Raw genomic sequence first — 22,381 nt, 5'->3', positions numbered from 1 at the left:
ATGATTGCTGGACCTGCGACTATCCTGGCTTACTCACCCTGCCCGGAGCTTGCTTGGTCCGTGTCGAATCATCATTTAAAATCAGTGTATAACGGCGGAGTCAGCGTGCCAGCCCCCGAGCCTAAAAATTGCCGGGAAGAATTGCGCCCCGCGCTATGAATCTGATTCAGCGCGGCTGCTTAAACGACTCTGCGATAAAGGTTTTTTGCCAGTGTCCACAGGTGGAAAACTTTTCAGTTTTTGTTAACCGTGACGCTGACGAAGTGAAATGCGCCGGGCGACGGCGGGGTGGCCGATTGGCCCCGCGCCGCATTCGCATCCGTGAGAGCCGGAAAGGCACGCGGCTCGAGGGTAGACGGCGATCGAAAGCCGACCTGCGGCAGGTTTTTACTTGCCCGTCGTGATGTCGCCGGCTGCCGGACCGGTCGCGGCCATGCGTGCTTCCAGCGCTTCGATGCGAGCAAGGAGAGCGTCGTTTTCGTCCCGTGCCCGTGCGGCCATTTCCTTGACCGCCTCGAACTCCTCGCGCTTCACGACATCGAGAGAATTCAGCCAGTTTTCGGTTTGCGCCCGGAATGCCGCCTCGACCTCGCGCCGCACCCCTTGTGCCGCGCCCGCCGCATCCGTCATCAGCCGAGCGAGATCATCGAGAATACGGTTGGCGCCTGTGCTCATCTTTCTGGTCTCCATTTCCATCCCGCCACATGCGGCGGAGCTCATAATTTCAGGTAGGGTCCCCGGCGTGAGGATGCAAGGAAAATGACGTCCGTGACGCCGCTCAACGTTCTCCAGGACCCTTTAATCTGCGATGGGGCGATGGGGCAGTATAGCGTGCTGCGGCCACCTTTCTACGTTCGAAGAGGCTGGGGCGTCGTTGCGCGGCGGCAGCGGGTGCTTGACCGCGCCGGATTCGCTCGTCATGTTCCGCCGAAATCATCGGTCCGGCACGAGAGAAGACCTTGGAAACAATCGCGACCCGCCTCGCCATCCTGCCCTTCCCCGAAATCGACCCCGTCATCTTCACGATAGGGCCGCTCGCCGTGCGCTGGTACGGGCTCGCCTATGTCGCGGGGATACTCCTCGGATGGCTCTATGCGCGCCGCATAATCCAGAACGCTTCGCTCTGGCGCAACGGCATCGCCCCCCTCAACCTGGCGCAGCTTGACGACTTCCTGCTCTGGGCGGCCGGCGGCATCGTGCTTGGCGGGCGCATCGGCTACATCCTTTTCTACGATCTCGGCTCCATCCTCGAGAATCCCGTCCGCGCGATCCAGATCTGGAACGGCGGCATGTCCTTCCATGGCGGCCTTCTCGGCACCACGCTGGCGATGATCATCTTTGCGCGCAGGAACGCCATCCCCCTCTGGAGCCTGTTCGACGTCGTGGCAACAGTGGTGCCGATCGGGCTCTTCTTCGGGCGCATCGCCAATTTCATCAATGGAGAACTCTGGGGCCGCCTGTCCTCGATGCCCTGGGCGGTCGTCTTCCCGACGGGAGGCCCCTTCGCCCGTCATCCCAGTCAGCTTTACGAGGCGGCCCTCGAAGGCATCGTGCTTCTGGTCGTGCTCGCCTGGTTCGTCTATCGCCGCAGAGCCTTGAAAATACCCGGCCTTGTCACCGGCATCTTCGTCTGCGGCTATGCCGCGAGCCGCATTTTCGTGGAATTCTTCCGCGAACCGGACGCACAGATCGGCTATCTTGCGGGGGACTGGCTTACCATGGGCATGGTACTTTCACTGCCCATGCTACTGGTCGGAATCTGGGCCATTGCGCGGGCGCACAGCGCGGCTGCCGCCGCTTGACTGGACAAGTCATGACGAATCCTCTCGCCGACAAGGTCAAGGCGCTGATCCGGACCAACGGACCGATCAGCGTGACCGACTATTTCTCCCTCTGCCTTGCCGATCCGCAGCATGGCTACTATCGCGTCCGCGAACCGTTCGGGCGGGCGGGGGATTTCACCACCGCGCCGGAGATCAGCCAGCTCTTCGGCGAGATGATCGGCATATTCCTCGTGCATGCATGGCAGCAGCACGGCACGCCTGAGGACGCGATTATCGCCGAGATCGGTCCGGGCCGCGGCACGATGATGTCCGACATGCTCCGCGTCATCCGGCGGCTGGCGCCGGCGCTGTACCGGACCACAACCGTTCATCTCGTCGAAACCAGCGACCGGCTTCGCAAGCTGCAGGCCGAGACCTTGGCCGAACACGAAGGCAAGGTCCGCTGGCATGAGAGCTTCGACAGCCTTCCCTCCGGATTCCTGCTCCTGGCTGCGAACGAGCTTTTCGATGCAATTCCGATCCGTCAGTTCGTGCGGACCGCACAGGGCTTCCGTGAGCGCATGGTCGGCCTCGATGCGGAGGGCCGATTGACCTTTGCCGCAGGCATTGCCGGCATTGATCCCGCATTGCTGCCCTCTCCCGCGCCAACCGTCGCGGAAGGCACGATCTTCGAAATCTCCCCTGCCCGCGACGCGGTGATGGCCGCGCTCTGCGAGCGCCTCCGCGCCGGCAGCGGCACGGCGATCATCATCGACTACGGTCATCTGGCGACCGGCTACGGCGACACGCTGCAGGCCGTCCGCAATCACGAATATGATCCGCCGCTTGCCAATCCCGGTCTCGCCGACCTGACCAGCCATGTCGATTTCGAGCAGTTGGCGAGCCGTGCGAAAGCGGAGGGCGTGCAGATCAACGGACTTGCCCGTCAGGGTGATTTCCTGGTCGGCCTCGGACTCCTGGAACGCGCCGCGGCACTCGGCCGGGACAAGGACGACACGACCCAGGAAAGCATCCGCGACGATGTCGAGCGGCTTGCGGGCTCCGGCGCGGGCAGGATGGGGGAGCTGTTCAAGGTGCTGGTGGTAAGCAGTCCGGAAGTCGCCCTGGCGCCCTTCCACAAGAAGGCGTCTTAGCGCCGGCCGTGCACCGCCTCGCGTTCCTCGGCTCGGCAGGGCGATTGACAGTCCCCGCCTGCCGGGTCAACATCGCGCCGGCAAATCAGCTGCAAGTCGACGGGCCGCAACGCGCCCTCAATTCCAACGAAGCTTAGAAAATCACGAGGGCGAAAACACCGAATGCAGGATGATGCCTCGCTATCCCCTGTGCAGAGCCCGCTCTTCGCCGCAAAGGCAGGCCCGGCAATCGCACACGGTTATTTCACGCGCCAGGGAGGCGTTTCCGAGGGCATCTACCGCGGTTTGAATGTCGGTCTCGGCTCGAACGACGAGCGGGAACGGGTCGGCGAGAACCGAGCCCGGGTCGCCCGCTGGTTCGACGCGGAGCCACGACAACTTGCCACGGTGCACCAGGTCCATTCGCCGGACGCGATCATCGTCGACGCCGGTTACGACGGCGCGCGGCCGGATGCCGATGCTCTGGTAACGGCAACGCCCGGCATCGTCCTCGGCGTTCTCTCCGCCGACTGCGGTCCGGTCCTTTTCGCCGATCCGGAAGCAGGCGTCATCGGTGCCGCCCATGCCGGATGGAAGGGCGCGCTCGGTGGCGTGCTCGAAAGCACCGTCGAAGCGATGATCTCGCTCGGCGCCCGCCGCGAGCGCATCATCGCCTGTCTCGGACCGTCGATCAGCCGGAGCCACTATGAGGTCGGCCCCGAATTCGTAGCCCGCTTCGTCGCCACCGAGGCAAGCTATGCGTCGTTTTTCACGCCGTCGGGCCGCGACGGCCACGCCATGTTCGACCTTCCCGGATTGACGGTCCGGCGGTTGGCCGAGGCCGGCGTGACGGCGGAAAACCTCGGCATCTGCACCTATGCGGACGAAGACCGCTTCTTCTCCTATCGCCGTACGACGCACAGGCAGGAGCCTGATTACGGGCGGCAGATATCAGCGATTTCCATACGGGAGGTTTGAGATGGCGCTTCATTTCGCCGAAGAAGAATATGCGGCCCGCCTGGCGCGGCTCACGGCCAAGATGCAGGAAGAAAAGCTCGACGCGATACTGCTCTTCGCGCAGGAGAGCATGTACTGGCTGACCGGCTACGACACCTTCGGCTATTGCTTCTTCCAGTCGCTGGTGGTCAAGCGGGATGGTTCCATGGTCCTGCTCACCCGTTCGGCCGACCTGCGCCAGGCGCGTCATACGTCGAATATCGAGCGCATCGAAATATGGGTGGATCGGGTCAATGCCGATCCGGCCATGGACCTCAAGAATCTGCTCAGTGAGCTCGATCTCCTCGGCCGCCGCATCGGCGTCGAATACGACACCCACGGCATGACCGGAAGAACGGCGCGCCTCGTCGACCACCAGCTCTCCACTTTCGGGGAACTGGTCGACGCGTCGCTGCTCGTCAGCCGCCTGCGTCTGATCAAGAGCCCGGCGGAGATCGCTTATGTCGAGAAGGCGGCGAGCCTTGCAGACGACGCGCTCGACGCGGCGCTGCCACTCATCCGCCCGGGCGGCAGCGAGGCGGATATCCTCGCGGCCATGCAGGGTGCCGTTTTTGCCGGCGGCGGCGACTATCCGGCCAATGAGTTCATCATCGGTTCCGGGGCCGACGCACTGCTCTGCCGCTACAAGGCCGGCCGGCGCAACCTCGACGCCAACGATCAGCTCACGCTCGAATGGGCCGGTGTCAGCGCCCATTACCATGCGGCGATGATGCGCACGGTCGTGATCGGCGAGCCCACCAACCGTCACCGCGAGCTTTACAGCGCCTGTCGGGAAACGATCCAGGCGATCGAAATGGTGCTTCGACCCGGCAATACCTTCGGGACCGTCTTCGACGTGCATGCGAAGATCATGGACGAGCGCGGCCTTGCCCGGCACCGTCTGAACGCCTGCGGCTATTCGCTCGGCGCACGCTTCTCGCCCTCCTGGATGGAACACCAGATGTTCCATATCGGCAATCCGCAGGAGATCGAGCCGGACATGTCCCTCTTCGTCCACATGATCATCATGGATTCGGACAGCGGTACCGCCATGACGCTCGGCCAGACCTATCTCACCACGGCCGACACCCCCCGCCCGCTCTCGCGCTACGGACTGGACTTCATATCTGCGTAAGGAAATCGCCCTATGATTTCCGTCGAAAGTGAAGAACGCGCCGGCGGCTGATCCTGCTGCAGCGACTTTGCGCGTCCCGCGGGGCGCGCGGCGCTGCAGCCGCCGCATCCGGCGCCGGGATGTTCGAGAGCGGGATGAGGAAAAGTGCGTGCGGTTTTCCGCCCGCGTCCCGCTCTCGCTCTTTGGAAGCGATCACGGTCATGATTTTAGTCGGCTCGACCTAAAATCATCGTGATCTAGCGGAGACGGTGGGAACGATGCGCAAGCAGATCAATCCGATCGCCAGCCTTGGCCTTGCCGCAGCCTTGGCCGGCTGCAACACGACAGACGCCCTGATCCCGCAGGTGGATGTGGGCGAAGGCACTTTCCGCTCCCCTCCAGTGACCCAGTCGGATCTCGACTCCATGTCGGCGCAGACCGCGGTGATGCCGGTGGAAAGCGTGCCGCCGGGCCGCTCCGCCGCCTTCGCGGCACAGCCGAACATTTCGAGCCCGCCTCCGCAGCACGCCGCCGACAATGTCGGCTATAGCGACTACACCGACCCGGCCGGCACGCTGGAAGGCCAGGCAAACCGTCTCGCCGGCGGTGAAGCACCGGTACAGACGACGCAGCCTCAGGCGGCGCCCGCCCGGATCGCCCGGCATCAGGCACCGCCCGTGGAAGACGCGACGCAGGACAATGGCGGCGAGGAGCAGCCCACACCGGTCGAAACGACGCAGGCGCCCGCGCAGACGCAGCAAGCCGCCGCATCGCCTGCGGCAGCTGCGACCGGCTCGGGCGGAATCCGTTTTCTGCCGATCATCGGCGCGCCGGTCCAGGCGGTCACGCCGCTGTCGAAGCAGCTCGGAGCTTCGGCGCGCAGTCAGGGCCTCGCAATCAAGAGCTCGACCGACAAAACCAGCGACCATATCCTCAAGGGATATTTTTCAGCGCTCAACGACGGCGGCAAGACGACGGTCGTCTATGTCTGGGACATACTCGACGGCAGCGGCAATCGCCTGCACCGCATCCAGGGACAGGACTCCGTTGCAAACACGGCGGCCGACCCCTGGAGCGCCGTCCCGGCAGAAACGATGGAGGCGATCGCCAGCCAGACGATCGACGCCTATATCGAATGGCGTCGGTCGACCGCTGGATAGCGCCTCCGCTCGGGCTCCGCTTTCCCCCGCGCTTTCCGATTTTCGGCCAATCGGCCCGGAATCGCCGTCATCCTGGCCGGCTGGCGCAAAGTTTTTCGGATATTGAGCGTTGCGCCGCAGCAATCCCCTTGCATTCACCTTCAAGGACGCTAAAAAGCGGCCGATCAGCTCTGACAGCGGCCGTCCGCAGTGATTGCCCGCAATCGGAATGGCTCACGGAATCTGCGCGGAGAACCCACCCCCCGGACGACCGGACGTGGCCGCGCCAGCTCAAGGCGGACCGTCAATGAAGGTTTTCGCAGGCAATTCGAACCGGCTGCTGGCCGAAGCGATCTGCAACTATCTCAACCTGCCGCTCGGCAAAGCCACAGTAAGGCGCTTCGCCGATCAGGAAATCTTCGTCGAGATCGGCGAGAACGTGCGCGGCGAGGACGTCTTCATCGTCCAGTCGACCTCCTTCCCGACCAACGATCATCTGATGGAACTCCTCATCATGATCGACGCGGTCCGGCGCTCCTCGGCTCGCCGCATCACCGCCGTCCTTCCCTATTTCGGCTATGCCCGGCAGGATCGAAAACCCGGTCCTCGCACGCCGATCTCCGCCAAGCTGGTCGCCAATCTCATTACCGAAGCCGGTGCCGACCGTGTTCTGACCCTCGACCTGCACGCCGGGCAGATCCAGGGCTTCTTCGATATCCCGACCGACAACCTCTATGCCGTTCCGATCCTCGCGCGAGACGTCAAGGAGAACTACAATCTCAAGAACGTCATGGTCGTTTCGCCGGATGTCGGCGGCGTCGTGCGTGCCCGGGCGCTCGCCAAGCGGCTGGACTGTCTGCTGGCGATCGTCGACAAGCGTCGCGACCGCCCCGGTGAATCGGAAGTGATGAACGTCATCGGCGAAGTCAACGGCAAGGACTGCCTCCTCATCGACGATATCGTCGATTCCGGCGGTACGCTCTGCAACGCCGCCGAGGCACTGCTGAAGAACGGCGCGACCAGCGTCACCGCCTATATCACCCACGGCGTCCTGTCCGGCGGCGCAGTCGCGCGCGTCACCTCCTCGATGTTGAAGGAACTGGTGATCACCGATTCGATCCAGCCGACGACGGCAGTGCAGTCGGCGCACAATATCCGTGTGATCTCGACCGCCGCGCTGCTCGGCGAGGCGATCAGCCGCACGAGCCAGGAAGAATCGGTATCGAGCCTGTTCGATTGACGTTTACGACGCCGCGCGTCTCACCAGACGCGGACGTCGTTCATCTCTTGACGTCCAGCATGTATGATGCCGCCTCGCGGGCCGGCATGGCACTTTTCGCATAGGTGAAAGTGCCGTGCTCCTTGACCTCTCGCGCCGCGCTCATGAGTGCGGCAAGGGCAGCCCGAGCAAAAGAGCCGCCGACACTGATGCGCTTCACGCCCGCTTCCTGCAGTTGTTCCACTGTGTAGACCTGCCCGGCGAGCCCCATGACCACATTGACCGGGCGCTTGACGGCAGAGCAGACCGTTCGGATCGCTTCGATGTCGGGCAGCCCCGGCGCATAGAGGACATCCGCACCGGCCTCCTCGAACGCGACGAGGCGCCGGATGGTATCGTCGAGGTCAGGCCGTCCGCACAGGAAGTTCTCGGCGCGCGCGGTGAGGACGAAGGGGTGCTTGCGGGCTTCCTCTGCGGCAGCGGCAACACGTTCAACGGCCAGGCCGAACTCGAAGACGGGATCGGCGGCATCACCGGTTGCGTCTTCGATCGAACCACCGACGAGCCCGACGCCTGCCGCCAGTGAAATCGTCTCGGCACAGCACAGCGGATCCTTACCGAAGCCGTCCTCCAGATCCGCGGACACCGGCAATTCGGTCGCCTCGACGATATCGCGGGCATTCTGCAATATGACGTCGCGCGAGAGAGCCGCCGCCGAATCCCTCCGGCCGATGGAAAACGCAAGCCCCGCGCTCGTCGTCGCCAGCGCCTCGAAGCCGACCGCCGCGAGAATGCGCGCAGACCCTGCATCCCAGGGATTTGGAATAACGAAAGCGCCCTCGCGATCGTGCAATGCGCGGAATTTCAGGTGCTTGTCTTGCTGCTTGCCCATGCCCGCCATCCGTCGCTTGAAGATAACCAGCGATAGCATGAAACGAAAACACGCGGACAAATTTCCCGTAGTCAACCGCGGGGCTGCACCGGGCAAGCCTCGCCCCCACCAAACAGGCGCGAGCGGGTGAGGAACCGCTTCTCCCGGCCGTTATCCAGCGAAAACATGCCGCCCCTGCCGGGCACGACGTCGATGATCAGCTGCGTGTGCTTCCAGACCTCGTACTGACTCGAGCTGATATAGACGGGCACGCCGTCGATCTCGCCGAGCTTCACGTCGTTGTCGCCGACGATATAATCGTCCGCCGGGTAGCACATCGGCGACGAGCCGTCGCAGCAGCCGCCCGACTGGTGAAAGAGTATATCCGGATGATCGCGCCGGATTTCGCGGATGAGGTCGATCGCCGCATCCGTCGCAAGCACGCGCGGCTCCGTTGCTCCGTCGCTCACTTTGCATCTCCTCATTCGCAGAAGCCGGAAGGCCCCCGATGAAGCATCGGGAGCCCGCCGCGAGGATCGGGCCGGCAGGGGCCCGGCCGGATCAGAAGAAGCCGAGCGCTTTCGGGCTGTAGCTTACCAGCATGTTCTTCGTCTGCTGATAATGGTCCAGCATCATCTTGTGCGTCTCGCGCCCGATGCCGGATTGCTTGTATCCGCCGAAGGCGGCGTGCGCCGGATAGGCGTGGTAGCAATTTGTCCAGACGCGGCCCGCTTTGATCGCGCGGCCGAAGCGGTAGCAGCGATTGGCATCGCGGCTCCACACGCCGGCGCCAAGCCCGTAGAGCGTGTCATTGGCGATTTCCAGCGCCTCGGCTTCCGTCTTGAAGGTCGTGACCGACACGACCGGCCCGAAAATCTCCTCCTGAAAGATGCGCATCCTGTTGTGGCCGTGGAATACGGTCGGCTTGACGTAGTAGCCGCCCGAGAGATCGCCTTCGAGCACATTGCGCCCGCCGCCGGTCAGCACCTCGGCGCCTTCCTCCTTGCCGATTTCGATATAGGCGAGGATCTTCTCGAGCTGTTCGCTCGAAGCCTGGGCACCGATCATCGTTGCTTCATCGAGCGGATTGCCCTGCCGGATCGCCTCGACCCTCTTTACCGCCCGCTCCATGAAGCTGTCGTAGATGCTCTCCTGGACAAGCGCGCGGCTCGGGCAGGTGCAGACCTCGCCCTGGTTCAGCGCGAACATGGCGAAGCCCTCGAGCGCCTTGTCGAAGAAGTCGTCGTCCTCGCTGGCGACGTCCGCGAAGAAGATGTTCGGCGACTTTCCGCCGAGCTCCAGCGTGACCGGGATGAGGTTCTGGCTGGCATATTGCATGATAAGCCGCCCGGTCGTCGTCTCGCCGGTAAAAGCGATCTTGGCGATGCGCGGGCTGGTGGCGAGCGGCTTGCCCGCTTCGAGGCCGAAGCCGTTGACGATGTTGAGGACACCCGGCGGCAGGAGGTCGCCGATAAGTTCCGCCCAGACCAGGATCGACCCCGGCGTCTGCTCGGCCGGTTTGAGCACGACGCAGTTTCCCGCGGCAAGCGCCGGCGCAAGCTTCCAGGCGGCCATCAGGATCGGGAAGTTCCAAGGAATGATCTGGCCGACGACGCCGAGCGGCTCGTGGAAATGGTAGGCGACGGTGTCATGGTCGATCTCGCCGATCGAACCTTCCTGCGCACGGATGCAGGCAGCGAAATAGCGAAAATGATCGATCGCCAACGGAATGTCGGCGGCCATCGTCTCGCGGATCGGCTTGCCGTTGTCCCAGGTTTCGGCCCGTGCCAGAAGCTCCAGATTGTCCTCCATGCGGGCGGCGATCTTCATCAGGATGTTGGACCGCTCCGTCGCCGAACTCCGGCCCCATTTCTCCCTTGCGGCGTGCGCCGCGTCGAGAGCAAGCTCGATGTCGGCGGCGTCCGAACGCGCGACCTGGCAAAGCGTGCCGCCGGTGATCGGCGTCGTGTTGTCGAAATAGCGGCCCGCAACGGGCTCGCGCCATTCGCCGCCGATGAAGTTTCCGTATTTCTGCTTGTAGGGGTTCTCGACGATCTTCTGATGCAGCATGGACTTCCTCCCTTGGATGACAGCGGTGCGGTTGCTGTGGAAGGAGAGTGAGGCCGAACGCGCTTTTCCGGTAGGGCGGCGCCGCGGTTGATGGCACCGACTGTTTCAGAATTGCGACAGGTCGACGTCCATATCGATCAGTTGAGAGAAAGCCGCTTCATCTTGCGGTAGAGGGTCGCGCGGCTGATGCCGAGGAGATCGGCCGCCATCGACACATTACCCTTCGCCCGAGAGAGCGCGCGGCGCAGCGCCGCACGTTCGGCGTCCGGCAATTCGCCGCCCTCGCCAGGCAGGTCTTCCTGAAGCAGGTCGGAAGCCGGGACGCCGGCGGCGATACGCTCGTCGTCGAGTCCGAGCCACAGCCGGGCAGCTCGCGTCGCGCCGAGAACGAGATCGTCACGGTCGACCGCAAGCAGTGCAGGTCCCGTCCGATCGACCGGTACGAGAACGATGCGAGCGCCGACGAAAGCGCGGCGGAAAAGATTGGCCTCGATTCGCGCTGCGGCATCGCGCACCGCCTGCGAGAGGATCGAAAGCGTCGCCTCGGATGCGTCGTCGCGGCAGGTGGAGATGTCTATCGCCGCGGCGAGCTTGCCGCTCTCGTCGCGGATCGGCGCCGTCGCGCAGCTCAGGCCGATATTGCGGCTGAGGAAGTGTTGGTCGCGCTGGATGAGGACCGGACGCTCGTCCGCGATCGCCGTACCGATGCCATTGGTCCCGACGCTCGCCTCGCTCCACACGGTTCCCGACCACAATCCGATACCGCGAAAGTCCGCATCGTCGCCGCCGGCGCCGCGCCGTTCCAGCGCAACGCCCTTTCCGTCGGTCAGCAGCAGGCAGCACCCGGCCTTTCCGACCGTGGCAAACAGCCGGTCGAGCTCGCCTTTCGCCTCCGCGATCAGGACGCCGGAGCTTTCGCGCGCCAGCCGGAACTCGCTCTCGGAAAGCCGCCAGGGCGAACGCGCCTCCTCGGGCGCCAGGCCGTGCAGCGTCATGCAGCGGCGCCACGATGCAGCGACCGGCGAAGTCACCGCAGCGGAAGATTGATGTGCGATGCGGTAGACCCGCTCGGAGTGGTCCCTGATCGAAGGCATTCGCTCCCTCCCTGGATCGCGGCGATCGGGCCTGTCGGCCCGTGGACGTGATCAACGCTTGCAAGCAAGGCACACGGGCGAGACCCGCGCTCCCCTCCTCCGCTTGGACAGCGTTCTTCGGCGGAACCAGGCGCCGAACTCTCCCCCACGGCGCAATTCCCCCGGCCTAACTATAGGCATCGATGCTGCGGGAGGTCCAGCTAGACGAAGGTTTTTTCGCTCCGCCCTCGACGCGCGCCGTCAGATCGGTATCGACAGGCGTCGAGGATATGCTACTCGACAGGGAACCTCGCTTATCGCAACACCCGGTTGTCCGCCATGCTCCGAGATTTCTCCGTCCAAAGCCTCTTCATGGGCGTGCTGATTGCATTCGTGGGCTTTGCCAGCTCCTTCGCCGTGGTCCTGCACGGGCTCGCCGGCGTCGGTGCGAACGAGACGCAGGCAGCCTCCGGACTGATGGCGCTGTCGGTCTCGATGGGCATCTGCGCTATCGTCATCAGCGCCGTCACGAGACTTCCCGTCAGCGTCGCCTGGTCGACACCGGGCGCGGCCCTGCTCGCGAGTTCCGGCGCAGTGGAAGGCGGCTTCAGCGCTGCCGTCGGCGCCTTCCTCGTCTGCGGAGTGCTGATCATCGTCGCCGGCCTGTGGAAGCCCCTCGGCCGGATGGTGTCCGCCATCCCCGCGGCATTGGCAAACGCGATGCTCGCCGGCGTACTCCTGAGCCTTTGCTTCGCTCCGGTCAAGGCGATCGCCTTCAACCCGCTCTTGGGCCTGCCTATCGTTCTTGCCTGGGCCGTCGTCGGCAGCTTCAGCAGGCTCTATGCCGTTCCCGCCGCGCTCGTCGCCTTCGTTCTCGTCGTCGCCTTCGGGATCGAGATGCCGGAGGGCGCCGTGGCTGGGCTCTCCGCCGCGCTCGTTCCGAAGCTCGAGTTCGTTCCGCCTTCCCTCAGCACCTCCGCCCTGGTCAGCATCGCTCTGCCGCTTTTCATCGTTACGATGGCATCGCAGAACATCCCCGGCATCGCGGTCCTGAAGGTGAATGACTACCACCCCGATCCGGGTCCCCTCTTCGCCACGACCGGGCTTTTCACGCTGCTGAGTGCCCCTTTCGGCGGACATGCGGTCAATCTCGCGGCGATCACCGCGGCGATGTGCGCCGGCTCCGATTCTCATCCCGACCGCGCCCGCCGCTACTGGTCGGCAATCAATGCCGGTATCGCCTACGTCGTCTTCGGCCTCCTGGCCGGAGCCGTCACGACCTTCGTCAGCCTTGCCCCATCGGTCCTCATCGAGGCCGTTGCCGGCCTTGCGCTGATCGGCGCCTTCTCGGGTTCCGCAGTTGCCGCCTTCACGAATGCCGAGACCCGCGAAGCAGCCGCCATCACGTTTCTCGTCACCGCCTCGGGCGTCGGTTTCGCCGGCGTGTCGGGGGCCTTTTGGGGGCTTGTCGCGGGCGGCCTCATGCTGGCGCTCGCGCGTCTAGCCAAAAAGAGGGCCTGAAGCCGCGCCTTGCATTTGCGCCGGTTCTCGGTTATGGACCCCGCGTCCGCGCAGACACCCTTGGAGGCAACGCGGATGAAGCCGCATGGCGGCTTCAGGTTTTTCCGCATTCTTGACGGACGAACTCTCCAAACAACATAGAAAGGTCTACCTATGAGCGAAACTTACGAGCTCAAGGCCGAGACGCGCGAACGGGTTGGTAAGGGGTCCTCCCGTGAACTTCGCCGCAACGGTCTTATCCCGGCTGTCATCTACGGTGACAAGCAGGCCCCGCTTGCCATCGCACTCTCCACCAAGGAAGTGACGATGAAGATCCACGGCGGCGGTTTCATGACCACCGTTGCGACGATCAACGTCAACGGCGAAAAGATCCGCGTCCTGCCGAAGGACTATCAGCTCGATCCGGTGCGTGACTTCACCATGCACGTCGATTTCCTGCGCGTCACCAAGGGCAGCCAGGTATCCGTACAGGTTCCGGTTCGCTTCGAGAACGAAGAGAAGTCGCCGGGCCTGAAGCAGGGCGGCGCGCTGAACATCGTCCGTCACGAGGTCGAACTCAACGTGTCCGCCGACAACATCCCGGAATTCCTGACGGTCGACCTCACCGGCCTCAAGATCGGCGACACCGTTCACATTTCGAACGTCGCGCTTCCCGCAGGCGCGACCCCGGTCATCACCGACCGCGACTTCACGGTTGCCACGATCGCCGGCCGCACGCAGGAAGTCGAACCGACTGAAGAAGAAGCTGAAGGCGGCGAAGAAGAGGCTTGATCTCTGTTTCCGGCGGACGCCCTGTCCACGCCGGATCGCCCCGAATGAAAGAACCCGTCCCATTTTCGTGGGGCGGGTTTTCTTTTGCCCGTCAAATGCTGCCTCCCGCGCGCGAACCGGATAAAGTGGTATCGGAAATAGCCGTTGACTTTGGGTGATGACGGTGATTTTGGGCTGAGGGAACTGGGCGTGGCGATTGCCACTCAAATATATCGCCACAGGGCGAATGCAGGAGTTTGGCCGCATGCTGATCATCGCGGGACTTGGCAATCCCGGCCCGAAATATGCCGGCAACCGCCACAATATCGGCTTCATGGCCGTCGACGCCATTCAGCGGCGCCAGGGCTTTTCCGCCTGGTCGAGGAAATTCAAGTCGGAGATCTCCGAAGGCGAGATCGACGGCGAACGCGTCCTGCTGATGAAGCCGCAGACCTTCATGAATCTCTCCGGCGAAGCGCTCGGCGAAGCGATGCGCTTCTACAAGCTCGCGCCGAAGGACATCGTCGTCATTTATGACGAATTGGACCTTCCCGCCGGCAAGGCCCGGATCAAGACCGGCGGCGGCCACGGCGGGCACAACGGCATCAAGTCGATCGATGCCCATTGCGGCAAGGAATACCGCCGCCTGCGCCTCGGCATCGGCCATCCCGGAGTCAAGGATCTGGTCCACGCACATGTGCTCGGCGATTTCGCCAAGGCCGACCAGACCTGGCTGTCACCGCTGCTCGAAGCGATCGCCAACAATGCCGACATGCTGGTAAAGGGCGAGGATTCGCAGCTCATGAACAAGATCGCCCTGGCAACCGGCGGCAAGCCGGAGGCGGAAAAACCCGTCGCTGCGAAGAAGCAGGCGGGGCAATCCCATATCCATCAGGCGCGCGTCACGGCCCAGCCGAAGAAGCTGCCGGCGACGGGGCCGATGGCCGACATGCTCAAGAAGATGTTCGGGCCGAAGGGGGATTAAGGCCTTGCCGCGCGGAGGAGTCTTTCCAGTCCAAGGACTTGGCCTGGCTGGATTCCTGTGACAAGCACAGGAATGAGGAAAAGTGTGCGCGGTTTCGCCCGCATCCCGCTCCAACCGGGCAGGCCGCCGCCTCACTCCTCGGGCTCTGCGGTGAACAGCAGCGGAAAGCCCGCCTCCTTGCCGAGGTCGGTCGCTTCCTTGGCTTTGGTCTCCGCAACGTCCTTTGCACACACCACCACGACCGAAGTGCCCATCTTGTGGGCCGTCATCATCACCCGGTAGCCTGCCTCCTCGCTCATCCGGAAAACCGCCTTCAGCACCATGACCACGAATTCGCGCGGCGTGTAGTCGTCATTGACCAGCAGCACCTTGTAGAGCTTCGGTCTGTCGAGCTTGGGCTTGGTCAGGCGCTTTGCGGCTACATCATTGTCGCTCATGGGTAATCCGCCGTCGATGACATGAGAAAAGCGTTGGCGATCAAGCGGGCGAAGGTGGCAAACCGCCCACCTTTTTCCTCACTCCGCTACCGCCAATATCGCGCTCCGTCCCCCGGCATTCAAGTGAAACCCGGCTGCCGGAGCAAGCGGACCGGCGCGAAAAGCTTGACCGCCTCTCTCCTTTATCCCATAGCCACGCTCAAGAAATCAGGAACGACGGATTATAGCCATGGGCTTCAAATGCGGTATCGTCGGGCTGCCGAATGTCGGCAAGTCCACACTCTTCAACGCGCTGACCAAGACGGCGGCGGCGCAGGCGGCGAACTATCCTTTCTGCACGATCGAGCCGAACACCGGCGAAGTCGCCGTGCCCGACCCGCGCATGCGCAAACTCGCCGACATCGCCAAGTCGAAGGAAATCATCCCGACCCGCATCTCCTTCGTCGACATCGCCGGGCTGGTGCGCGGTGCGTCCAAGGGCGAGGGCCTCGGCAACCAGTTCCTCGCCAACATCCGCGAGGTGGATGCCGTCGTCCACGTGCTGCGCTGTTTCGAGGACGACGACATCACCCATGTCGAAGGCCGCATCCATCCGGTCGAAGACGCCGACACCATCGAGACCGAGCTGATGCTCGCCGATCTCGACAGCCTCGAGCGGCGTGCCGAACAGACGCGCAAGCGTGCGACCGGCAAGGACAAGGAGTCGATGGCGCAGCTTCCGATCATGGAAGCTTCGTTGAAGCTGCTGCAGGAAGGCAAGCCCGTGCGCACCCTGCTTTCCAAGCTCGACGCCGACGAGCTTCGCATTCTCCAGAGCCTCAACCTGCTCACCTCGCACCCGGTTCTCTACGTCTGCAACGTCGCCGAAAGCGACGCGGCGACCGGCAACGAGCACACCCGCGCCGTCGAGAAGATGGCCAGGGAACAGGGCGCCGAAACGGTCGTCATTTCGGCGGCGATCGAGTCTGAAGTCGCGCAGCTTCCGGAAGAGGAAGCGAAGGAATTCCTCGCGGCGCTCGATCTCGAGGAAGCCGGCCTCGACCGTCTGATCCGCGCCGGCTACAAGCTCCTCGATCTCATCACCTATTTCACGGTTGGACCGAAGGAGACCCGCGCCTGGACGATCCCTCGCGGCACCAAGGCCCCGCAGGCCGCCGGCGTCATCCATTCGGATTTCGAGCGCGGCTTCATCCGCGCCAACACGATCGCCTATGACGACTATATCGCCTATGGCGGCGAAAACGGCGCGAAGGAGGCCGGCAAGGCTCGCGACGAAGGCAAGGAATACGTCGTCCAGGACGGCGACGTCATCCATTTCCGGTTCAATACGTAAGCGCGGAACCGTTGCGAGCCAGGATCACCGCACGGCATGCAGCCGCGCGGTGATCGCGACGGGCAGCAGGCTCATCGCTGCGCGGCGCAGCGGCTGCCAGAAAATGCCGATCACGAGTACCGTCAGCCCAACCACCGCGAAGGCGATGAAGACGTAGGTATCGAGCGAGGCGCCGCTTTTCTGGAGGATCGTCCAAATGGCTGCGCCCAGCGACAAAAGGCCCGACGTCACGAATGCGCGGCGATCGATCACCAGACCGATCGTCATGAAAAGCGCCACGAGGAAAATAACGGCGGCTGACTGACCCAGGCCCCCCTCTCCTGTCCACCAAACGTCGCCCTGACTGGATAAGACGATGAAACCGAGCATCGCATGGAGTAAGGCCGGTGCTGCGGCGAGATGCAGCCAGAAGGCTATGTCGGAGCGCAGGGTCAGACGATGCGGGTCCGAGATGTCGTAGCGCATGGCAAGCGCAAAAATCGCCAGCGCCGCCACGAGAAGAATCGCTGCGACCAGATGGGGATACTGTTCCAGAACGAAGTCGACCCCGAAGGCTTTGTCCAGAGCGAGGAAAACGAAGGCGACCGCCACGGCTGCTATCGACAGCAGGAACAGGGCGAAAGACAGGGGAATTCTGTAGCGCCAGTAAAACAGCCCCAGAGGGACTGGAAAAGCGCAGACATAGGCCAACATCAAATAGGTCTCGTCCGTCCACGCAGGCTGTCCGGCCGCCATGACGTTGTACATTCCCTGCCCGACCCAATGAACGAGCGCCAGGGTCAGCGCAACCGCGGGCAAGGCCAGCCTCTGCCGGCGCACGAGTATTTCCGCCAGAAAGATGATTAGCGGCAGCACGGCGATCGTGCCGCCGATGCCCCAGAGCCCCACAAGCACGACCACCACGCCGATCGTGATAAGAATGTCGTGGAATCCGCGCAGGAAGCGCGGCTGCTCGCTCTCTTCTGCCGCTTGCGCATCGTGGCGTGTCTCGTCAGGGCGGCTTGCTGCGGCCATTGCGAGGCCTGCACTCACCCCCCGCGCCGAAAGAAAAGCATCAAGATCATTGACACGATCGGCTGATATGAGTCCCTTTTCGGCGGCTGCCGCCAGGGCCTTGTTCAAATCTGTCACGGGCGGATCCTTGCGGGAAAAAGCTGCAACGCGCAACTTTCGGTAAGGTGATCGCATGAACAATCGACATGCGCAACCTGGAAAATCAGCCGGACCGAAGCCACGTAAGGTCGGCCCTTTGTGCGTTCTCTTGGAACGCGCGTCGCCGTAAGGAGAGAATGAGGCATGCTTTATTTCGAGGATTTCACTCAGGGCCGGCGTTTCGACTACAGCCCGGTCCTGATGCAGGCCAACGACATGATCGCCTTCGCCAGCGAATTCGATCCGCAGCCCATGCATCTGGATGAAGAGGTCGGCAAGAGCAGCATTCTCGGCGGCCTCGCCGCTTCCGGTTGGCACACGAGCGCGGTCGGCATGCGGATGATGATCGAGGCCTTTCTCGGCGATTCGTCCTCGCAAGGGTCACCGGGGGTCGACTTCATGGAGTGGAAGAAGCCGGTCCTTGCCGGAGATATCCTTTCAGGCTTCAGCCTTGTCCTGGAGGCGCGCCCGTCGAAAACCAAGCCGGCAATCGGCTTCGTCAAATTTCGCAACGAGATCGAGAACCAGAGCGGTGAAGCCGTGGCGGTTTCGGAATGCTCCGTCATGTTTAGGCGCCGCAATGGGGAGGCGCGCGCATGATGACGCTGGAGGAGCTCTACCAGGCCGGGCGCAAGGTCATCACCGGCAGCCTGACATTCACCGCGGAGGACATCATCCGCTTCGCCCGCGATTTCGACCCGCAGCCCTTCCACGTCGACGAGCAGCAGGCGAGACAGTCGCTTTTCGGCGGTCTTTGCGCCTCCGGATGGCATACCAGCGCCGGCTGGATGCAGTGCTTCCTGCGGTTCTGGAAAGAGGAGATCCGCCGCCTTGCAGCCGAGGGACTGCATGCGCCGACGCTCGGCCCCTCGCCCGGGTTCAAGGAACTCAGGTGGCTGAAGCCGGTCTATGCCGGCGACACGATCACCTATGCGGTCACGTTACTGGAGGCCCGGATCGTCGCCTCGCGACCCGGCTGGCGGATCAACACGATCCTCTGCGAGGGCGAGAACCAGCACGGCGAGCCGGTCATCCGCTTCGAGAGCAAGGTCATCGAATTCGCTTGAATGGCCGGGGCCAGCTGTTCGATCCTGGCCTAGAAGCCTGTGGGCTCAATGCCCCTCGAATTCGATGAGCGTGCGCACATTGACGCCGAGCGCTTCGAGCTTCTTGCGCCCGCCGAGCTCAGGCAGATCGATGATGAAGCAGGCTGCGACGATGTCCGCACCCATCTGCTTCAGGAGCTTGGCGGCGCCCTCGGCGGTGCCGCCGGTGGCGATCAGGTCATCGACGAGGATCACCTTGTCCCCGGGAGCGACCGCGTCCCTGTGCATTTCCATCTCGTCCACGCCGTATTCCAGACTGTAGGCGATCCGCACCGTGTCGTGCGGCAACTTTCCCTTCTTGCGAATGGGTATGAAGCCGGCCGAAAGCTGGTGCGCAATCGCCCCGCCAAGGATAAAGCCCCGCGCCTCGATGCCGGCGATCTTGTCGACCTTGGTACCGGCATAGGGATGGACGAGCTCGTCTATCGCCCGGCGGAAGGCCCGCGGATTGCCGAGCAGGGTCGTGATGTCACGGAACATGACGCCGGGCTTCGGATAGTCCGGAATGCTTCGAATGGCGGAAATCAGTTCCAATTGAACAGCGGTCATGTGTGAATGCGGCCTTTGCTGGATCCTCGATTGCCACAGGCATAGCACCAACAAAGCGCCCGTTTACAGGATTTTCTTCGCTCGGGGTCCGAGCCGGAACAATTTGGCGAGAGCGCGGGTTGATGCTAGGCTTTTCAAGGGGAGGCTTGCCGATTGTAGGAAGGAGGAACACCATGCGCCTATTCGAATGCGGTTCGCTCGTCCCGGGTTGCGCTTGGCACACCCGCGCTGACAATGATGCGGAAATCGTGCGCCGGGTCGTCGAGCATATGCGCGAGACCCATGGCGAGACGATCATCCGCGAAAACATGGTCGACAACATCAAGGCCCGCATCGTCGACGAAACCAAGGTCGCCTGACCGCGGCCCGAACCGGTCTCAGCCCGACCGCACCATCGACTCGAGCCGGGCGACGAGGGTCGCCCGCTCGACCTTGAAGTTGCGCTCGACCCAGAAGGCTTCAAGCTCTGCCAACACTTCCCCCACCTTGGGACCGGCGGGAACCCCCAGTTTGAGGACATCGGCACCGTTCAACGGGAAGACAGGCCGCTGCCATTTTTCCGCCCGTGCAAGGAGGCGGTGAAAGGACGCGCTGTCGGCAAGGAATGCCGGATCGGTTTCGGCCTTGCGGCGTGCCGAGGCAAGCGCAAGCCTCAGCCGGACGACAATGCCTTCTGCGCCATGGCGATAGAGCCTGCGGTCGAGCGCAGCATCCGCAAGAGTAGCGGCGATTTCCGGCGCTTCGGCGAACCGGCCGAGGTAGGCGCTCTCCGCCTTGGACAGCCGCAGACGTTTGGCCATGGCTTCGAGCCGGTCGGCGTCGGGCGGGACCATCGCCGCAAGCCTCAGGAGCGGGTCCGCCTGCCAGGAAAAACTCTTCTCCGCAGCGATCAGCGCGGGGATAGCGTCGATGCCCCATTTTTCGGTCTCGGGCAGGATCTCGCTCAGCACACCTGCCTGCCGCATCCACAGGAGCGCACGGCCGGGGTCGTCGGCCGAAAGCAGCTTCTTCGTCTCCGTCCACACGCGTTCGGCGGAAAGCGTGGCGAGCTTCGCGCGGGCCTGGGCGCAGGCCCGCAGGCCTTCGGCGTCCGGACGGCCGCTGCCGTAATGGGCGAAGAAGCGGAAGAAGCGAAGAATACGGAGGTAATCTTCGGCCACGCGTTCGGCCGCGCTGCCGATGAAGCGCACCGTCCGCGTCTCGATGTCCCCGAGGCCCCCGACATGGTCGATGATCTCGCCGTCCGCACCGGCGTAGAGGGCGTTGATGGTGAAGTCGCGGCGTTCCGCATCCGCTTTCCAGTCGGTCCCGAAGGCCACTTCGGCGCGACGCCCATCGGTCGCGACGTCTCGGCGCAGGGTCGTTATCTCATAGGGAACACCTTCTATGACGAGCGTCACGGTGCCATGGTCGATTCCCGTCGGCACCGCCTTGATGCCGGCGCGCCCCGCCCGCTCGGTCACCTCCTCGGGACGCCAGGTGGTTGCCAGGTCGACGTCGCCGGCCGGCAAACCCATGAGGCTGTTGCGGATCGCGCCTCCGACGACCCGAACCTCGCCGCCATCGGCGTTCAACAGGTCGAAGATACGGCGAAGATGAGGAGCCTGAAACCAGCGCTCGGCGACAATGGAAGTCATGCATAGAGCCTTTCATAGAGCATGCGGACGATCCCCGCGGTGATCCCCCAGATGTTCCTTTCGCCGTAGGGCATGCGATAGAAATGGCGTTCAGCGCCCTGCCAGTGACTGCTTCCCCGTCCATGATTTCGGGGATTCATCAGGAACGACAACGGCACCTCGAACACGCTCTCCACTTCCTCCGGATTCGGCTCTAGCACGAAGCCGGGCTGAACCACCGCAAGCACCGGCGTGATGCGGAAGCCGGACATGGCCATGTAATGCGGCAGCCGCGCGACCGTCTCGACGAAACGCGGATCGAGCCCGATCTCCTCCTCAGCCTCGCGCAGTGCGGCGACTTCGATGGAGTGGTCTTCCGGATCCACCGCACCGCCCGGAAAGGCGACCTGGCCGGAATGCTTGCGCAAATTCGAGGTGCGCTGGGTGAAGATGACGTTGGCGTCTTCGCCGTCGTCGACGACCGGGACGAGGACTGCGGCGTCCTTCAGATGCAGGGACTCGAGATAGGATACGATGCCCGGGTTCAGCAGGAAATCGCCGTGATCGCGCCAGGCAGTCTCGATCGGCCCCCCCGCCTGCTGCAGCGCGCGGCGACGGAATTCGTCGGCGGAGTATGGGTGACCGTTCATCGGCACAAAGCTTCCAGCTCGGCCGCGGGCATGATCGGGAAGATCGCTCCGGCCGATCTGACGCAGAACATCTCCACCCCTTCCACCGCGATGGTCTCGCCGAGCTCGACGATGTCGTACATCACCGGTCGCGAGACGAGCGCTTTCAGCCGCCCGCGCACATGTAGATAGGGTTTGAGTTCGCGATTGTCGCCGTGGATAACGAAGCGCAAGGGATGCTCCGGGCCCGCCTCGACCACGTCGCCGACATTGGTGCGGAAGGTCAGCACATTCTCGCCGTCCTTCTCGGTCACGCTCATCTCCACGGCGATGAACGGCGCGTCGGCGACCCGGATGCCGACCTTTTCCACAGGCGTGACGAGATAGGTCTTGCCGTCCTCGTCCTTGCGAAGCACGGTCGAGAACAGCCTCACCAGCGGCTGCCGGCCGATCGGCGTGCCCATGTAGAACCAGGTTCCATCGCCGCGGATTTCCATGTCGATGTCGCCGCAGAACGGCGGATTCCAGCGGTCGACCGGCGGCAACCCTCTCGCCTCGCCGCCCGTCTGCCCGGCAGCGCGTGCGATCAGCGCCGCCAGGCCGGCCGCATCGCCCATTTGTTGAATCTTGGCTTCTGCCATTGTTCCGTCCCGTTTGGTCTCGATCTTGCATCCGAAGCATGACGCCGTTGCCTGCTGCATGTCCTTGTTCGTGACCGATCGGGGACAAACGCATGCAGCAGTTAAAAGTGCTACAGCAAGCCTTGCGCGTCTGATAAGACGCGGCGCTGTAGCGTCGGGTATGCACCACAAGCTCGCTTCGGCGCATATGTCCGCATTCGCGCCTGGAACGCAATGCTTCAGGCTTTGGTGTCAAGCTCACGAGATAGTGCGACGGCGGCGGCTTGTCAGCCGCCCCGCGGGGT

Annotated in this window: 24 protein-coding genes; 13 read left to right on the top strand and 11 right to left on the bottom strand. The window is 63.5% G+C overall.

All coding sequences use genetic code 11. From position 1 onward, the window contains the following. Positions 1 to 387 precede the first annotated feature (387 nt). Positions 388 to 675, bottom strand: coding sequence for an accessory factor UbiK family protein (locus CN933_RS01215; protein ID WP_033047342.1), 288 nt, complete (start codon positions 673 to 675; stop codon positions 388 to 390). A 284-nt stretch (positions 676 to 959) separates the two neighbouring features. Between CN933_RS01215 and lgt the strand changes: the two genes are divergently transcribed. The 6 genes from lgt to CN933_RS01185 all read left to right on the top strand — a co-directional run bounded on the left by lgt (position 960) and on the right by CN933_RS01185 (position 7,385). Further along, positions 960 to 1,802 carry a prolipoprotein diacylglyceryl transferase gene (gene lgt / locus CN933_RS01210; RefSeq protein ID WP_018095640.1) on the top strand — a complete coding sequence of 281 codons (843 nt, stop codon included), beginning with the start codon at positions 960 to 962 and terminating at the stop codon, positions 1,800 to 1,802. A gap of 11 nt (positions 1,803 to 1,813) precedes the next feature. Beyond that, a complete protein-coding gene (locus CN933_RS01205) occupies positions 1,814 to 2,917 on the top strand; it encodes a class I SAM-dependent methyltransferase (protein WP_018095641.1) in 1,104 nt (367 codons plus the stop codon). A 162-nt stretch (positions 2,918 to 3,079) separates the two neighbouring features. Then, the gene (pgeF, locus tag CN933_RS01200; protein ID WP_018095642.1) at positions 3,080 to 3,874 is read left to right on the top strand and encodes a peptidoglycan editing factor PgeF; all 795 of its coding nucleotides are present in this window, start codon (positions 3,080 to 3,082) and stop codon (positions 3,872 to 3,874) included. A 1-nt stretch (position 3,875) separates the two neighbouring features. After that, positions 3,876 to 5,027, top strand: coding sequence for a M24 family metallopeptidase (locus tag CN933_RS01195; protein WP_018095643.1), 1,152 nt, complete (start codon positions 3,876 to 3,878; stop codon positions 5,025 to 5,027). A gap of 257 nt (positions 5,028 to 5,284) precedes the next feature. After that, complete coding sequence (locus tag CN933_RS01190; protein WP_018095644.1) at positions 5,285 to 6,166, top strand: hypothetical protein; 882 nt, start codon at positions 5,285 to 5,287, stop codon at positions 6,164 to 6,166. A 286-nt stretch (positions 6,167 to 6,452) separates the two neighbouring features. Then, positions 6,453 to 7,385: a ribose-phosphate pyrophosphokinase gene (locus tag CN933_RS01185; RefSeq protein ID WP_018095645.1), complete on the top strand. Its 933-nt coding sequence runs from the start codon at positions 6,453 to 6,455 to the stop codon at positions 7,383 to 7,385. 40 nt (positions 7,386 to 7,425) lie between these two features. Here the strand turns inward: CN933_RS01185 and CN933_RS01180 are convergent, their stop codons facing one another. The 4 genes from CN933_RS01180 to CN933_RS01165 form a co-directional block, all read right to left on the bottom strand. Continuing rightward, positions 7,426 to 8,256 (bottom strand): isocitrate lyase/PEP mutase family protein, encoded by an 831-nt coding sequence (locus CN933_RS01180; RefSeq protein WP_026168664.1) that lies wholly within the window; start codon positions 8,254 to 8,256, stop codon positions 7,426 to 7,428. A 71-nt stretch (positions 8,257 to 8,327) separates the two neighbouring features. After that, the gene (locus CN933_RS01175; protein ID WP_018095647.1) at positions 8,328 to 8,705 is read right to left on the bottom strand and encodes a DUF779 domain-containing protein; all 378 of its coding nucleotides are present in this window, start codon (positions 8,703 to 8,705) and stop codon (positions 8,328 to 8,330) included. Positions 8,706 to 8,796: 91 nt separating this feature from the next. Then, on the bottom strand, positions 8,797 to 10,305 hold the full coding sequence (adh, locus tag CN933_RS01170) for an aldehyde dehydrogenase (protein ID WP_018095648.1): 1,509 nt from the start codon (positions 10,303 to 10,305) through the stop codon (positions 8,797 to 8,799). A 137-nt stretch (positions 10,306 to 10,442) separates the two neighbouring features. Then, a complete protein-coding gene (locus tag CN933_RS01165) occupies positions 10,443 to 11,399 on the bottom strand; it encodes a helix-turn-helix domain-containing protein (protein WP_018095649.1) in 957 nt (318 codons plus the stop codon). Between the two features lie 318 nt (positions 11,400 to 11,717). Between CN933_RS01165 and CN933_RS01160 the strand changes: the two genes are divergently transcribed. The 3 genes from CN933_RS01160 (at position 11,718) to pth (ending at position 14,634) form a co-directional block, all read left to right on the top strand. Beyond that, complete coding sequence (locus CN933_RS01160) at positions 11,718 to 12,899, top strand: benzoate/H(+) symporter BenE family transporter (RefSeq protein WP_018095650.1); 1,182 nt, start codon at positions 11,718 to 11,720, stop codon at positions 12,897 to 12,899. Positions 12,900 to 13,052: 153 nt separating this feature from the next. Further along, positions 13,053 to 13,670, top strand: a complete 618-nt coding sequence (locus tag CN933_RS01155) for a 50S ribosomal protein L25/general stress protein Ctc (protein ID WP_018095651.1) — start codon at positions 13,053 to 13,055, stop codon at positions 13,668 to 13,670. Positions 13,671 to 13,914: 244 nt separating this feature from the next. Then, the gene (gene pth, locus CN933_RS01150) at positions 13,915 to 14,634 is read left to right on the top strand and encodes an aminoacyl-tRNA hydrolase (protein WP_018095652.1); all 720 of its coding nucleotides are present in this window, start codon (positions 13,915 to 13,917) and stop codon (positions 14,632 to 14,634) included. A gap of 131 nt (positions 14,635 to 14,765) precedes the next feature. On the opposite strand, the gene clpS is transcribed toward pth, so the two are convergent. Further along, positions 14,766 to 15,071: an ATP-dependent Clp protease adapter ClpS gene (gene clpS / locus CN933_RS01145; protein ID WP_018095653.1), complete on the bottom strand. Its 306-nt coding sequence runs from the start codon at positions 15,069 to 15,071 to the stop codon at positions 14,766 to 14,768. 229 nt (positions 15,072 to 15,300) lie between these two features. Here clpS and ychF point away from each other — a divergent pair, with 229 nt between their 5' ends. Next, positions 15,301 to 16,404: a redox-regulated ATPase YchF gene (gene ychF / locus CN933_RS01140; RefSeq protein WP_018095654.1), complete on the top strand. Its 1,104-nt coding sequence runs from the start codon at positions 15,301 to 15,303 to the stop codon at positions 16,402 to 16,404. Positions 16,405 to 16,428: 24 nt separating this feature from the next. Here the strand turns inward: ychF and CN933_RS01135 are convergent, their stop codons facing one another. Next, positions 16,429 to 17,535: a hypothetical protein gene (locus CN933_RS01135; protein ID WP_026168665.1), complete on the bottom strand. Its 1,107-nt coding sequence runs from the start codon at positions 17,533 to 17,535 to the stop codon at positions 16,429 to 16,431. A 165-nt stretch (positions 17,536 to 17,700) separates the two neighbouring features. Here CN933_RS01135 and CN933_RS01130 point away from each other — a divergent pair, with 165 nt between their 5' ends. Together CN933_RS01130 and CN933_RS01125 are read left to right on the top strand one after the other, a co-directional pair. Further along, entirely contained in the window at positions 17,701 to 18,156 is a 456-nt protein-coding gene (locus CN933_RS01130; protein WP_018095655.1) for a MaoC family dehydratase, read from the top strand. Beyond that, positions 18,153 to 18,623, top strand: coding sequence for a MaoC family dehydratase (locus tag CN933_RS01125; RefSeq protein WP_018095656.1), 471 nt, complete (start codon positions 18,153 to 18,155; stop codon positions 18,621 to 18,623). The genes CN933_RS01130 and CN933_RS01125 overlap by 4 nt, the downstream gene beginning before the upstream one ends. A 45-nt stretch (positions 18,624 to 18,668) precedes the next feature. On the opposite strand, the gene CN933_RS01120 is transcribed toward CN933_RS01125, so the two are convergent. Further along, positions 18,669 to 19,211, bottom strand: a complete 543-nt coding sequence (locus CN933_RS01120; RefSeq protein WP_018095657.1) for an adenine phosphoribosyltransferase — start codon at positions 19,209 to 19,211, stop codon at positions 18,669 to 18,671. A 173-nt stretch (positions 19,212 to 19,384) separates the two neighbouring features. Here CN933_RS01120 and CN933_RS01115 point away from each other — a divergent pair, with 173 nt between their 5' ends. Then, a complete protein-coding gene (locus CN933_RS01115; RefSeq protein WP_003534500.1) occupies positions 19,385 to 19,570 on the top strand; it encodes a DUF1059 domain-containing protein in 186 nt (61 codons plus the stop codon). An 18-nt stretch (positions 19,571 to 19,588) separates the two neighbouring features. Here CN933_RS01115 and CN933_RS01110 read toward each other — a convergent pair whose 3' ends face one another. The 3 genes from CN933_RS01110 to CN933_RS01100 are packed head-to-tail and all read right to left on the bottom strand — an operon-like array spanning position 19,589 to position 22,097. Then, positions 19,589 to 20,848: a CCA tRNA nucleotidyltransferase gene (locus CN933_RS01110; protein ID WP_018095658.1), complete on the bottom strand. Its 1,260-nt coding sequence runs from the start codon at positions 20,846 to 20,848 to the stop codon at positions 19,589 to 19,591. Next, positions 20,845 to 21,477 (bottom strand): CoA pyrophosphatase, encoded by a 633-nt coding sequence (locus tag CN933_RS01105; protein WP_018095659.1) that lies wholly within the window; start codon positions 21,475 to 21,477, stop codon positions 20,845 to 20,847. Before CN933_RS01105 ends, CN933_RS01110 begins: the two co-directional genes overlap by 4 nt. After that, on the bottom strand, positions 21,474 to 22,097 hold the full coding sequence (locus CN933_RS01100; RefSeq protein ID WP_026168666.1) for a DUF1285 domain-containing protein: 624 nt from the start codon (positions 22,095 to 22,097) through the stop codon (positions 21,474 to 21,476). Before CN933_RS01100 ends, CN933_RS01105 begins: the two co-directional genes overlap by 4 nt. Positions 22,098 to 22,381 lie beyond the last annotated feature (284 nt).

It is taken from the genome of Sinorhizobium sp. M4_45, assembly GCF_002885915.1.
Taxonomy (GTDB): Bacteria; Pseudomonadota; Alphaproteobacteria; order Rhizobiales; family Rhizobiaceae; genus Sinorhizobium; species Sinorhizobium meliloti_A.
This window is presented reverse-complemented; position numbering and strand designations above follow the sequence as displayed.

What these genes read in the sequence shown, in the direction of transcription:
- CN933_RS01215 (WP_033047342.1), bottom strand. Translation starts at nt 675, where the DNA reads ATGAGCACAGGCGCCAACCGTATTCTCGATGATCTCGCTCGGCTGATG.
- CN933_RS01205 (WP_018095641.1), top strand. Translation starts at nt 1,814, where the DNA reads ATGACGAATCCTCTCGCCGACAAGGTCAAGGCGCTGATCCGGACCAAC.
- pgeF (WP_018095642.1), top strand. Translation starts at nt 3,080, where the DNA reads ATGCAGGATGATGCCTCGCTATCCCCTGTGCAGAGCCCGCTCTTCGCC.
- CN933_RS01195 (WP_018095643.1), top strand. Translation starts at nt 3,876, where the DNA reads ATGGCGCTTCATTTCGCCGAAGAAGAATATGCGGCCCGCCTGGCGCGG.
- CN933_RS01190 (WP_018095644.1), top strand. Translation starts at nt 5,285, where the DNA reads ATGCGCAAGCAGATCAATCCGATCGCCAGCCTTGGCCTTGCCGCAGCC.
- CN933_RS01185 (WP_018095645.1), top strand. Translation starts at nt 6,453, where the DNA reads ATGAAGGTTTTCGCAGGCAATTCGAACCGGCTGCTGGCCGAAGCGATC.
- CN933_RS01180 (WP_026168664.1), bottom strand. Translation starts at nt 8,256, where the DNA reads ATGGGCAAGCAGCAAGACAAGCACCTGAAATTCCGCGCATTGCACGAT.
- adh (WP_018095648.1), bottom strand. Translation starts at nt 10,305, where the DNA reads ATGCTGCATCAGAAGATCGTCGAGAACCCCTACAAGCAGAAATACGGA.
- CN933_RS01165 (WP_018095649.1), bottom strand. Translation starts at nt 11,399, where the DNA reads ATGCCTTCGATCAGGGACCACTCCGAGCGGGTCTACCGCATCGCACAT.
- CN933_RS01160 (WP_018095650.1), top strand. Translation starts at nt 11,718, where the DNA reads ATGCTCCGAGATTTCTCCGTCCAAAGCCTCTTCATGGGCGTGCTGATT.
- CN933_RS01155 (WP_018095651.1), top strand. Translation starts at nt 13,053, where the DNA reads ATGAGCGAAACTTACGAGCTCAAGGCCGAGACGCGCGAACGGGTTGGT.
- pth (WP_018095652.1), top strand. Translation starts at nt 13,915, where the DNA reads ATGCTGATCATCGCGGGACTTGGCAATCCCGGCCCGAAATATGCCGGC.
- clpS (WP_018095653.1), bottom strand. Translation starts at nt 15,071, where the DNA reads ATGAGCGACAATGATGTAGCCGCAAAGCGCCTGACCAAGCCCAAGCTC.
- ychF (WP_018095654.1), top strand. Translation starts at nt 15,301, where the DNA reads ATGGGCTTCAAATGCGGTATCGTCGGGCTGCCGAATGTCGGCAAGTCC.
- CN933_RS01130 (WP_018095655.1), top strand. Translation starts at nt 17,701, where the DNA reads ATGCTTTATTTCGAGGATTTCACTCAGGGCCGGCGTTTCGACTACAGC.
- CN933_RS01125 (WP_018095656.1), top strand. Translation starts at nt 18,153, where the DNA reads ATGATGACGCTGGAGGAGCTCTACCAGGCCGGGCGCAAGGTCATCACC.
- CN933_RS01120 (WP_018095657.1), bottom strand. Translation starts at nt 19,211, where the DNA reads ATGACCGCTGTTCAATTGGAACTGATTTCCGCCATTCGAAGCATTCCG.
- CN933_RS01115 (WP_003534500.1), top strand. Translation starts at nt 19,385, where the DNA reads ATGCGCCTATTCGAATGCGGTTCGCTCGTCCCGGGTTGCGCTTGGCAC.
- CN933_RS01110 (WP_018095658.1), bottom strand. Translation starts at nt 20,848, where the DNA reads ATGACTTCCATTGTCGCCGAGCGCTGGTTTCAGGCTCCTCATCTTCGC.
- CN933_RS01105 (WP_018095659.1), bottom strand. Translation starts at nt 21,477, where the DNA reads ATGAACGGTCACCCATACTCCGCCGACGAATTCCGTCGCCGCGCGCTG.
- CN933_RS01100 (WP_026168666.1), bottom strand. Translation starts at nt 22,097, where the DNA reads ATGGCAGAAGCCAAGATTCAACAAATGGGCGATGCGGCCGGCCTGGCG.